Source organism: Lentilactobacillus parafarraginis DSM 18390 = JCM 14109, from assembly GCF_001435895.1.
Lineage (GTDB): Bacteria > Bacillota > Bacilli > Lactobacillales > Lactobacillaceae > Lentilactobacillus > Lentilactobacillus parafarraginis.
On the sequence record NZ_AZFZ01000011.1, the window covers coordinates 33,638 to 46,399 of the forward strand.

The 12,762-nt window shown below is 47.9% G+C and carries 9 protein-coding genes; 4 read left to right on the plus strand and 5 right to left on the minus strand.

What is annotated here, in order from left to right:
- Positions 1-3: 3 nt before the first annotated feature.
- Positions 4-2,532, plus strand: coding sequence for an excinuclease ABC subunit UvrA (locus tag FD47_RS04265; protein ID WP_056980086.1), 2,529 nt, complete (start codon positions 4-6; stop codon positions 2,530-2,532).
- A gap of 56 nt (positions 2,533-2,588) precedes the next feature.
- Complete coding sequence (locus tag FD47_RS04270) at positions 2,589-3,797, plus strand: MFS transporter (RefSeq protein ID WP_082620177.1); 1,209 nt, start codon at positions 2,589-2,591, stop codon at positions 3,795-3,797.
- 62 nt (positions 3,798-3,859) lie between these two features.
- Here the strand turns inward: FD47_RS04270 and FD47_RS04275 are convergent, their stop codons facing one another.
- Both FD47_RS04275 and FD47_RS04280 read right to left on the minus strand, forming a co-directional pair.
- Positions 3,860-4,513 (minus strand): sugar O-acetyltransferase, encoded by a 654-nt coding sequence (locus FD47_RS04275; RefSeq protein WP_054733382.1) that lies wholly within the window; start codon positions 4,511-4,513, stop codon positions 3,860-3,862.
- Positions 4,514-4,623: 110 nt separating this feature from the next.
- The gene (locus tag FD47_RS04280) at positions 4,624-6,024 is read right to left on the minus strand and encodes a sugar porter family MFS transporter (RefSeq protein WP_056980087.1); all 1,401 of its coding nucleotides are present in this window, start codon (positions 6,022-6,024) and stop codon (positions 4,624-4,626) included.
- 268 nt (positions 6,025-6,292) lie between these two features.
- Between FD47_RS04280 and FD47_RS04285 the strand changes: the two genes are divergently transcribed.
- A complete protein-coding gene (locus tag FD47_RS04285; protein ID WP_054733386.1) occupies positions 6,293-7,459 on the plus strand; it encodes an ROK family transcriptional regulator in 1,167 nt (388 codons plus the stop codon).
- Positions 7,460-7,603: 144 nt separating this feature from the next.
- Here the strand turns inward: FD47_RS04285 and FD47_RS04290 are convergent, their stop codons facing one another.
- The 3 genes from FD47_RS04290 to FD47_RS04300 form a co-directional block, all read right to left on the minus strand.
- Positions 7,604-8,998, minus strand: coding sequence for an amino acid permease (locus FD47_RS04290; RefSeq protein ID WP_054733388.1), 1,395 nt, complete (start codon positions 8,996-8,998; stop codon positions 7,604-7,606).
- Between the two features lie 354 nt (positions 8,999-9,352).
- Entirely contained in the window at positions 9,353-9,805 is a 453-nt protein-coding gene (locus tag FD47_RS04295) for an Lrp/AsnC family transcriptional regulator (RefSeq protein ID WP_040538136.1), read from the minus strand.
- Positions 9,806-9,885: 80 nt separating this feature from the next.
- Entirely contained in the window at positions 9,886-11,103 is a 1,218-nt protein-coding gene (locus FD47_RS04300; RefSeq protein WP_056980088.1) for an MFS transporter, read from the minus strand.
- Positions 11,104-11,345: 242 nt separating this feature from the next.
- Here FD47_RS04300 and xylA point away from each other — a divergent pair, with 242 nt between their 5' ends.
- Entirely contained in the window at positions 11,346-12,683 is a 1,338-nt protein-coding gene (gene xylA, locus FD47_RS04305) for a xylose isomerase (protein WP_054733394.1), read from the plus strand.
- Positions 12,684-12,762 lie beyond the last annotated feature (79 nt).

Below are 12,762 nucleotides of genomic sequence, written 5' to 3' on the forward strand. Positions count from 1 at the left end.
TAAATGGCAGATTCAAAAACACCTGAGCAGATTCAAGTTATTGGGGGCAACGTTAATAACCTTAAAAATATCTCGGTCAACATTCCTTTACATAAATTCGTGGCGGTTTCGGGACTTTCCGGCTCTGGGAAATCCTCACTGGCGATGGGGATTTTATACGCTGAAGGGGCGCGCCGGTATTTGGACGCCCTGGCAACTTACACGCGCCGGCGGATCAGTCAAGTTGGCCGGGCAGATGTCAAAGAAGTACGGCATATTCCCTCAGCTTTAGCGCTGCGGCAACGACCAACCGTGCCCGGGGCCCGATCAACAGTGGGAACGATGACCGAAATTTTCAACGTCCTCCGGCTGATTTATTCTCGCCTGGGGTCGCCGAAATGTCCCAACGGCCATCAGGTGCCGCCAACCATTAAGATCGCGGAAGCCATGGATAAGGCCGGCGCTGACATGGGGATGATTACCTGTCCCACTTGTGGTGTGCGGTTCATGGCCTATAGTGCCGAGGACTTCGCCTTCAATTCCGACGGGGCCTGCAAGAACTGTGAGGGCTTGGGAATTACCAAACAACTGGATCCGAATATGTTAATTGGCGATACCAGCAAATCAATTCGCGACGGGGCGGTTGCCGCTTGGCGGACCCCGGGCCGTAACTTCATGCCGATTGTTGCCCAGGCAGCTGGCGTTCGAATTGACGTGCCCTATAACCAGTTAACGGACAAGGAAAAAGACATTGTTTTGCATGGAAAGCAGCGCAAGTACGCCATTGATATTCCCAGCCGCAATGGCCGGGTCTTCCACATGGATCACGCGCTTTACGAAAACGCCTATAACGCCATTGAGGACAGCATGGCCACCACGAAGAGTGAAGTGGCATTGAAACGACTGAATCGGTTTTATCGGTTCTTCACCTGCCCCGTTTGTCACGGAACCCGAATCAATCCGGATCGGCTGACCCAGTTGGTGGCAGGTAAAAACATTGCCGAGGCCAGCCAGTTGCCACTTGGTAAGTTACCGGAATTTGTGACTCAAATTAAAGCTTGGCTGCCTGACGACATGCAGGGCTTGGCAAATAACCTCACCAGCGAACTGTTGAATCAGCTTCAACCACTCCTGGATCTAGGGCTTGATTACCTGACAATGGACCGGGCGGGGGCCACCCTTTCGACTGGCGAACTCCAACGAATCCAGCTTGGACGAACGCTTCGAACCCAGACGACCGGCGTGCTGTATGTATTGGATGAACCATCGGTCGGTCTGCATCCGGACAACGTTTCCGGATTAATCAAGATATTCCATCAGCTAGTTGATCAGGGCAATTCGGTCGTTGTCGTCGATCATGAAACATCGATTATTAACGCGGCAGACTGGATCATTGAAATTGGGCCGGGTTCCGGCGTAAAGGGCGGCACAATTATCGATCAGGGAACTCCTGACCAGATTAAGGCCAGTTCGAAGTCGTTGATTGCCCCATTCTTAACCGGCAGCGGCACGTTACTGACACGAAAAACGCAGCCGATGGACGTCTTTAAAAAGGGTGCGGTCAAACTAACCGTTAGCCACCGATTTAATTTAAATGACGTCTCGGCCGCCTTCCCGATTAATCGACTGACGTCGGTGACCGGCTTTTCCGGAGCCGGGAAAACGACGTTGGTCTTGGATGGTCTGTTGCACGCGTTTGAAGCTCAATTCAATAAACGCAAGCTGCCAAGCTACATCAGCGATTTTGAACCTGGCCGAATCAAGCACATCGTCAGCGTTGACGCCACGCCGGTGGGCAAGAACGCCCGCTCCACGGTGGCCACTTACACCAATATCATGGATTATTTACGAAAATTGTACGCTGCTCAACCGGAAGCTAAAAAGCGCAAGTATACCGCCAGCAACTTTTCTTACAATAATAAGCAGGGCGGCTGCCCAACCTGTGGCGGAACCGGCGAAATTTCGCTGGATATTCAATACCTGCCGGACATGGTTGAAACCTGTCCGACCTGTGGGGGCAAGCGATTTAACAAGCAGGTTCTTGAAGTTAAGTGGCAGGGGATGTCCATCGCCGACGTTTTGGATTATGACGTCGATCAGGCGATTGACTTGTTTGGCGATGACACGGCAATCGGCTCAACACTGCGGGTTCTCCAGCAGATGGGCCTCGGTTACCTGCATCTCGGCGAGGCCACCCCGACTCTGTCAGGTGGCGAAGCCCAGCGTCTGAAATTAACGTCCCATATGCGCCGCAGTCAGGCCAATACGCTGTTCATTTTCGATGAACCATCGGTCGGCCTGCATCCGCTGGACGTGCACGTGTTACTGAAGGTGTTCTCCCAATTGATTGATCAGGGGGCAACCGTTTTGATGATCACCCACGATCTGGACTTGATGGCCAACTCGGACTACCTGATTGATATGGGGCCGCGCGGTGGTGATCAGGGCGGTAAGATAGTTGCGGTCGGTTCACCAAAAGACTTGATTAAAACACCAAGAAGTTTGACCACTAAATATCTGCGGGAACATTTCGATCAGTATCGTGGCAAATAAGCCGTAAAAGCACCTGTTTGAAGTGCACTTAAAATTGGATTTCTGGAGGATTTCCCATGACCCGAACAAATCGGAGCCGGACTGCGGTCGCGGCAATTACCCTGTTATTAGTCATTTACCTGACCGATATTAGTCTCGGTCTCCCAGACTCCCTGCTGGGATCCGGTTGGCCGGACATGCATCTGAGCCTTAATGTCCCGGCGTCCTATGCCGGCTTCATTACCATGATCATTGCCGCTAACACGATCATTTCCAGTTTGGTATCGAACCGAGTTACCCAGAAATTTGGAACTGGGTGGGTGACGTTTACAAGCATCTTACTGACGGCGGTCGCAATGTTGGGCTTTTCATTCTCCCATCGTTTTTATGCTCTCTGTCTCTGGGCAATTCCCTACGGCGTGGGGGCGGGGGCCATTGACGCTGCCACTAGTAATTTTGTTGCGCTGCACTACGATTCCCGTCAGTTAAACTGGCTGAATAGCTTCTGGGGCGTCGGTACGATTATCAGCCCGTATATCATGGGGGCCAGCTTGAATACCGCTGGTGGGTGGCATAATGGGTACTTAATTGTTGGCTCGATTCAAATGGGGATTGCTGTGACCATTTTGATCAGCCTTCCCCTCTGGAAAAGAAAGGAAGCCGCCCATCGAATCACGACGCAGGCGACTGAAAAATTATCAAATTGGCAGATGATTAAAATGCCGGGGATGCCTCAAGCGATGGTGGCGTTTTTCTCATATATTGCGATCGAACAGACCACCGCGTTGTGGGCTAGCACCTTTCTTCGGCAAACTCACCATTTACCAGTTGATACGGTTGCTCGTGCTGCCGCCCTCTTCTACATTGGCATTACCGTGGGTCGTTTTGTAGCCGGTGTGATTTCTAACCGTTCTGGTGATTATTGGCTGGTCAATGCCGGATTGGGAATCATCGCAATTGGAATTGGGATGATATTAATCCCGACCAGCAGCTACCACTTTGTGATGGCCGGCTTAGTTGTCATTGGCTTAGGCTGTGCGCCAATTTGGCCGGCACTTCTGCACGCGACGCCAAATAATTTTGGCGCGGCGCATTCTCAGATTGCGATGGGAATTCAGATTGCCGCAGCATACGTTGGGACAACGACCATGCCGCCGTTGTTTGGACTGCTGGCAAGCTGGGTGGGAATTGAATTATTCCCGGGATTCCTGCTTTTCTTTCTGGTTGTGTGCGGGGTCGCGGTGATGAGATTGAAGCAGAAAGCGGCAGTACAAAAGGGAGACTGAGTGTTATTTCAGTCTCCAAGCAGGGCACCGTTATCTTAGACTAATAACTGATCATCATTAAATTAAACCCGATGAAATGGTTGGTCGCCCTTTGCAATATCTAAGGCCCACTGGGGCATTGGTTGATTTTGACGATAGAAGTTATGATCAATTTGTCCGAGTTTTCGGATAGCTTTTGCGGGATCCCCATAAGCTAAGACGTTGGCCGGAATGTCCTTGGTAACAACCGATCCGGCACCAATGACGCTGTTTTCTCCAATTGTCACTCCGGGAGTCACCGTAACATTGGCTCCAAGCCACACATTATTCCCGATGGTTACCGGAAGTCCGAATTCCGCGCCGGTTTTACGCCGAACTTGTGGATCCAGTGCGTGGCCGGCAGTGTAAATGCCAACGTTTGGGGCAATCAACACATCGTTGCCAATGGTTACGGGTGCGGCATCGAGAATTGTTAAATTATTATTGGCAAAAAAATTCTCTCCAAGCGTTGTGTTGATACCATAGTCGATATGGAAGGGGATTTCGACGAAGCAGTGGTGACCGATGTGCTTAAAAATTTTACTTAGTAATTGCTTTCGTCCTGATAAATCACGGTAATTTAAGCGATTGTATTGGTACAGCAGATCCCTTACTTTGAATCTTAATTCAAGTAATTCAGGGGTTTGGTAATAAAGATCGCCGTTAGCCATGTGTTTGAGTTCCTGTTCAAGTGTCATGTACAAAGAGCCTCCAATTATTTTGACAGTCTAAAATTCGGATAAATATGAAGAGGTTGAGACAATGATATTTTTGTCTCAACCTTTTTAAAAGTTTCATAAATGACGCATTATTTTGCGGATTCAGTTGCTTTAGAATCAGCCATTCGGGTTCGTAAGGTTCCCTCGATATCTTCCAAGGATCGGTTACGCGTTTCAAATACCTTAGCGTGAACGAACCAGATAGCGGCAAAGCACAAGACACCATAACCGATGAATAAGCTTCCAGTGCCGAAGAAATCAAGCAACGGTGGGAAGGTCAACGATACCACCATGTTGGCCGACCAGTTAATCACACTTGAGAACGAATTCCCAAGGCCCCGAATGTTAAGTGGGAAGACCTCACCAATCATGACCCACATAACTGGACCCCAGGTTGCGGAGAAGAAGGCGATGTAGATGGTCAAGGCAATCACACAGATAATTGCGGCGGCGTGACTTTGCCCGGAAAACTTCATCGCGAAGCTCATGACGAACAAGGAGACCCCCATGCCAATGGCGCCGCCAATTAACATGGTTTTACGATCGATTTTATCCATGATCATTACGGCAACCGCTGTGACGATGACGTTAAAAATGCCGATCCCGATGTGGGCGATTAATGCGGCGGAAACACCGAAGCCAACGTCGGTGAAGATGGTGGGCGCGTAATAGAGAACGGTGTTACAGCCCATGACTTGTTGGAAAATTGCCAGGCCAACCCCGATGATCAGTGATGGCCGAACTAATTTTCCAAATAATTCTGACCAACCACCACTCTTAATAGCGGCTTGTTCCTTAATGTCGGAGAGTTCTTTGTCGACGACGCTGGTATTATGTTTGTTCATAATTTCCAGAATCTGGCGGGCTTCCGCCACTTTATTTTCTTTGACCAAGAAGCGGGGACTTTCTGGCAGAACCAACGCCCCGAAGAACAATAGGGCAGCTGGAATGGCCGCAAATCCGAGCATCCAGCGCCAGCCGGTGTAGAAGCCGGAGAAGGAATAGTTGGTCACATAGGCGATAAAGATTCCGGTCATGACCATTAGTTGGAACAGACTAGACATTGATCCCCGTTTGTCGGCAGGTGATAATTCAGCCAAGTAAGTTGGAATCAGGGCTGAAGCGGCCCCAACGGCCATTCCTAAGATAATTCGGGAAACAATTAAGGTCCAAAATTCTGGTGAAAAAGCTGATCCGATTGCCCCAATAAAGAAAATAATGCCTGATAATAGGACGAGTTTTCGCCGGCCATAGCGGTCTGACATTGGGCCAATCACCGCGGAGCCAAGGATGGCCCCTAATAGAACGGCACTGACGACCCAGCCCTGCTGCCATGAATCAAGGTGGAGCTGTTTTTCAATGAATAAAATGGCCCCGGAGATAACGCCGGTATCGTAACCGAAGAGTAGACCACCGAGAGCACCGAAGAAGTAAACAAATGCCGATGAAACTTTGTGAACTTTGGGTGTTGATTGGATGTTATTTTGCATATATGGACACCTCATATTGTTAAAAAAGTCGAGTAACAAACAATTTGTAAGTAGGTTGGTTGAATGAACTTTCTAACTGAAACGAATTTTAACACCTTTGATTTTAAAATGCAATCGCTTACAACGAAAAAAGTGACCGCACTTTGTCATTTTATGATCAGCAACGATTTGCAATTTACTAAAAATCAACCAAATTATTTTCATATGGTCATGGCTCTGATATGATAGTGCTAATATGGACTTATCAGAACGATTGAGGGTTGGCAAAATGAAAGCAATTACCAATAAGGACTTGATGCGGCGGGCAAACACCAAACTGGTTCTGCAAGAAATTTTTAATAATGAATATACAACTCGAGCCGCCATATCGCGGGAACTTGGGTTAAATAAATCGACGGTGTCTTCGATTTACGATGACTTAAAGGAAAAGCAGCTCGTTGAAGAGGTTGGCGAGGGCGAAGCTTCCCATTCCGGGGGCCGAAAGCCGACTAAGATTCGGATTTACGACCAATATGGTTTCACCCTAAGCTTTGATATCTCGTTTCATAACCTTCACTTCATGGCAAATTACGTGAACGGCACGGTTATTGAGCGGAATGAAATCAATATTGACGGCAAGGACATTCATGAAATTGTTGAACTGATTCAATCAACGGCGGACCGCTTTGTGCGGACGGTGGTTTCCGTAAACGGTTTGCTGGGAATCTGCTTATCGATCCATGGAATTGTTGACGAACAGCAAAAGATCAGTTATTCACCGTTCATTGATTACGACGGCGTTTCACTGAATAACCTTCTCAGTGCCGCCTATCACGTACCGGTCATCCTGGAAAATGAGTCCAACTTGACGGCGGTTTACGTCCGTGATTTTGTGATGCATTACGACAGTAAAAATTTGATTGCTATCAGTATCCACAAAGGAATTGGCTCGGGGATTATTGTAAATAACCAACTATTTCGCGGCTTTAACGGGCGGGCCGGTGAAGTTGGCCGCACCCTTACTAAGAACGAAGATGGCCAGCTCACTCCAATCGAACAAATCTGTTCTGAGGATGCGATTATCGGCCGGCTAAACCAGAAGCTGGGCGTCTGCAATTTGAACCGGTACAGCGTTGTTGACGGCTATCGCCAGGGTGATCCGGTGGTTGTTTCCGTGATTAATGAATTCATCGAGGAAATTGCCAGCCTAATTTATAATTCCGCGATGTACTTTGATACGAATGCGATTTATTTAGGGTCACCGTTGATGGAAGCGGCGCCAGAAATATTTGATCAAATATTGAAAACGGTCCAGCAGCTGAACACCAACTCTATCGAATTGGCACAACTCCAAGATTCTGATAAGGCAACCCTGCTGGGAGCCTGCTCGGTTGCGACCCATCACGTTCTGGATTTGGTTGGCTATCCACTGAGCTTTGCAGATGAGCACGCCTGACGGTTACGGTTAGAGTTGATTAATTTCGTAAATTCGAAGTGATTGCATGCAAGAAACCACCGATCTTTGGGGGGACTTTCCCTTAAAGATCAGTGGTTTCTTTTAGTATATCTATATATCTATATATCTATTTTGAAACAACCGTTATTCCGCATTTGCCGAAACCAAACTCCGTTGATGCAGGTATGTCACCCCACCGAAGACGACGGTCCAAATGATGGCACCGACAGCTCCGATAATGTCCTGCGGAATGAAGAACAGGGTTATAAAGATAATTGCGAAGAACGCAATGGTCAGGGGACTTGTTACCTGGTACAGCGGCATCTTAAAGCCGTTTGGCAGAAAGTCGCTGGATTCACGGTACTTCCGGTGGGCCATCATGGCCAATGCATACACGATAATGTACATATCATTCGATGAGCCAGCCACAATGGTGAAGACGGAGGCCGTTGCGCTTGTGAGACTCATCAGCGGCGTGATGAGCAAGAACAGAGCGGAGAGACCGATAGCGGCAGCTGGAACGCCATTCTTGGAAATTTTAGCGACGTGGCGGTTGAGCCAGCTGGTTTCTGGAACCTCAGTGGCGATTTGATAGAGGTGGCGACCAGCTGAGAAGATAAAGCTGTTCAGGGAAGAAGAGGCCGAGGTCAGCACGACAAAGTTAATGATCGCAGCGGCGGCCGGGAAACCGGCGAGCTTAAACACCTGAACAAAGGGGCTGCTTGCGGCGTTCAAATGCGTCCACGGAATAATGCCCATGATGACGATAAGGGCGCCAAAGTAAAAGATCAAAATCTTAAGTAACGTTTCGTTAACGGCCTTCTTGATAATCTTATGGGGTGTCGTTGCTTCACCAATTGTGATGCTGACGAATTCGATTCCTTGAAAGGCAAAGAAGACCATTGGGAAAGCTGAAATAAAGCTGAGACCACCATGGGGAAACATGGTGAAATTATGGAAAATGTTTTCGAAGGACGCGTGGCCAACTGGCGTTGCGGCGTGACTGGTCATCATAAAAATCCCGGTAACGATCAGGGCGACGATTGCGACAATTTTAATCAGCGCGAACCAGAACTCAGCCTCGCCAAATAATTTAGCGGCAATCAGGTTGACCAGGGCCAACGTTCCCAGAAAGGTCACTTGAATCACCCACGACGGGATGTTAGGAAACCAAAATTGGACGTACGTGGAGATGGCCGTAATTTCGGCCATGGCACAAAAACTCAGTCCCAGCCAGTAGGTCCAGCCGGTGAAGTGGCCAACAGTCGGGCCAAGATATCGGGTGATAAAGGCAACGAATGTATGCTGTGATGGGTCTGAATAGAGCATTTCGCCGATTGCCCGCATCATCAAGAAGAAAAAGATGCCAAGTACTAAGTAGACTAATAGAATTGACGGCCCGGTTTTACTGATGGTGGTTCCTGATCCTAAGAATAATCCGGTCCCAATCGTCCCGCCAATGGCAATCATCTGGACATTTCGATTGCTGAGAGAACGGCGGGTTCCATCTGCGTTCTCTGTAACGTTTGATTTTTGCATAAACAACTTCCTCCTCACTTGGAGTTGACCGATTGGGACAACTTCAACAACTCGTTCATGAAAATTTTTAAATTAGAGGCCCTCTAATTAAGCTGAAGTTATTCTACCATGTGAACGGCAAAAAGCCGACATTTCAAGGGGAAGACGTTAGATGATTTTGTGAAATAAACTAATTTTTGATGAAAGAAAGGCAAAAGTTGGTGTCTACCTATGAAAATAAACTTGGTTTTTCATAGGTGACCAAGCGGTGAAAATTTTGACGGTGCCATATTTGGCGAACCAAAAAAGGGATGAAGACTGTGCGCAACTTGTCTTCACCCCTTATTGGGTCAACGTTAAATTGGTTAAATTCAATTAGTCAGGTTCATCCTCGTCTGGCAGTTTTAACGGTCGCGGCCCGATGTTTGTCGTAAATGCCACCGTGGTGTGAGTATTTCCGAACTCTTTGAGCGAGGCGTTGAAGCGGTTCAGCTCGGTCATGTTTTTATAAAAAACCTTCAGCTGAACGGCAGCGTCCCCGGTGATGTAATTACATTCCACCACGTTGGGGACCTTCGAGACGAACTCAACGAATCGCGGAAGTTCTTTATAGCTCACGTCAAGACGGACAAACGCCTTGATCAGGTAGCCCAACTTTTCATAATTGACGTTGGCCGTGTACCCGTTGATAAAGCCGTGTTCTTCCAAATGCTGCAGGCGAACCGATGCCGATGGCGCAGAAATAAAACACTTCTCCGCAATGCTTTTAATTGAGGCTCGGCCGTCTTCTTGAATGATGTTGAGAATTTTGCGATCTAATTTATCCATTGGCGAACGCTCTTTTCTTCTTGAAATATTAACCTTCATTATACTATTACAATCGCAAATGAACGAAATTGACGGCTTAGCTAACTTGCTTGGCCGCTGGTAGGAATCTTAGGCACGGGAGACGTCGGCTTTTGATGGTGGTTAATCGCCCTGATCAGCATAAACAGCAAGACAAGCGCGACCGCTGCGTAAATTGCGGCACCAATACTAATTTTGTCGAGGCCAACGACGCCAACCATGACCGATGCAGTCGCTGATCCCAGCGAAATGCCGAAGTTAAAGAAAATTGAGCTCAACGATGAAGCCAGTACTAAGGATTGGGGATAGTCATCCTCAGCGGTATTAAGGAAGTGCAGCTGAATTGGTGAGTTAAGGACGGTGACAATCAACGTTAACAGCAAAATGATGGCCATCCCGGAAAATTGATTCATGAGGCCGACCGGCAGTAAGAGGAGTAACACAATGTCGGCGACATAGTACTTCGGAATTTGCCGCAATGAATGGGGTTTCTCAGCGATGGCTCCGGAAAGCCGGTTGCTGGCAATGCTCATAATACCGATGATGAACAACAGCCAGTTCAGGGCCTGATCGCTGAAACCCATTGAAGTGGTTAACAGCGGCCGGATGTAGGTGTAGTACGCGTACATCGTGGCAGCGGTAAATAGCACCAGAAAAATGGCAATGTAGATGCGGGAATCCAGCAGGAGCGTCAGCTGATTTTTAATGGAGCTTTTAGTTTGTGGGACTTTTTTCGGAAGGAGGAACACCAACAAAATAAACGTGAGGATGGTAATCGCAGAGATCCCGAAAAATGCCCAGCGCCAGTTATAACTGGTGGAAATGGCAACGCCGATTGGAACGCCGAACACTGATGCGATGCTGAATCCGGCAAAAATCCACGAGACTAAGCTTGCTCGTTTGTTTCGCGGCGCAATGGTGCTGGCAAACGTCATGACCAGAGAAATAATCGACCCGGCAGTGAACGCCGTAATCACCCGAGATATGACCATGAACCAGTAGCTGGTCGCAACGCCGCTCAAGGTGTTGCCGATCAAAAAGACCAGCATCAGTGCTAGTAGCGTTTTGTAGCGACTGTAACGACTGGTCAGAATCGTCACGAAAGGCGTGCTAATGGCATAAACCGTCGCGAAAATGGTGACTAAATATCCCATTGTTGAGATTGGGGTCGCAAAGTCCTTTGATAGGTCCGACAGAATTCCAACAACGATGAATTCATTACAGCCCAGCATGAATGCGACTAATACAAATAAAATGGCTTGCAGTTTAAATTTGGTCATGTCCTCACGCGCCTCCAAGTTCGCTTATATTCTTAGTATAGTTGTTCTAATCGATAACAGCAGCCTTATTAGCATAGCATATTTTTGAGTGAATCTCCTCAATACGGAAACAAAAGGGATCAAAAAAAAGTCGAGAAAGTCATTGAAAGGGCTTGCAATAATCTGAAGTCGTTGTAAAATGATATTTGTAAGTTGGTTGTGTGAACAAACTAAATAAAAAGATTATTTGGAGGACTTCTTCTATGAGTTATTGGAACGTTGATAAAATCAAATACGTTGGCACTAAAGATAAAAAATCCGGGTTAGGATTCCAATATTACAACCCCGATGAAGTGATTGGCGGCAAAAAGATGCGTGACTGGCTGCGATTTGCCGTTGCCTACTGGCACACTTTTGACCAGCGGTTAGTTGATCCATTTGGTGATGGGACTGCGCTTCGGCCATACGACAAGTACACTGATCCAATGGACCAAGCGTTGGCGAAAGTGGATGCAGCGTTTGAATTTTACGATAAGCTGGGCGTTGATTTTCTTTGCTTCCACGATCGTGATTTGGCGCCTGAAGGGGATACGCTTCGGGAGACGAACAAAAATTTAGACAAAGTTGTGGATAAGATCGTTGAGAATCAAAAGACGTCCGGTATGAAGGTTCTTTGGAATACGTCTAACCTATTTACGAATCCCCGCTTTGTGGCCGGAGCTGGGACGTCACCATACGCCGACATTTTTGCCTACTCAGCCGCGCAATTAAAGCACAGCCTTGAAATCGGCAAGCGCGTCGGCTCTGAAAACTATGTCTTTTGGGGTGGTCGTGAAGGCTACGAATCACTTTGGAACACGGATATGAAGCGTGAACAGGAACACGCCGCAAAGCTCTTCCACATGGCAAAGGACTACGCCAACGAGATTGGCTTCGATGCCCAGATGCTGCTTGAGCCAAAGCCAAAGGAGCCAACCACTCATCAATACGATTTTGATGCCGCAACGACCATTGCCTTCATGAAGGAATACGGGTTGGACAAGGACTTCAAACTGAATTTGGAAGGCAACCACGCCAACTTGGCCGGGCACACTTATCAGCATGAAATTCGGGTTGCCCGTGAAGCCGGCTTGTTGGGATCGCTTGACGCTAACCAGGGTGACAAACTCATTGGCTGGGATATTGACGAATATCCGTCAAATCTATACGAAACAACCGCCGCAATGACTGAAGTTGTTGAAAACGGCAGCATTGGCCCCCGTGGTGGATTGAACTTTGACGCCAAGCCACGCCGGTCATCATTTGAACCGGAAGACCTCTTCTATGGTCACATTGTCGGCATGGATAGCTTTGCTGCCGGCCTCCGGGTTGCCGTTGCAATGAAGCAGGACGGCGTTCTTGATAACATCGTCAAGAATCGTTACAGTTCATTTGACTCAGGAATCGGTGCTGACATTGAATCTGGCAAGGCAAGCATGGCTGACCTTGAAACCTACTCATTGGATAAGACCCAAAAGCAGCTCCGGGACGCAACCCATTCCGATCATTTGGAAGAAATTAAGGATACGATCAATCATTACATCATCCAGACTTTGAAGTAGTGATCGATTGGGGATGACCCCATTCATCCTTTCATCAATAAACGATATAATGTGTTAAAAGGAATGGAACTAACCTGCC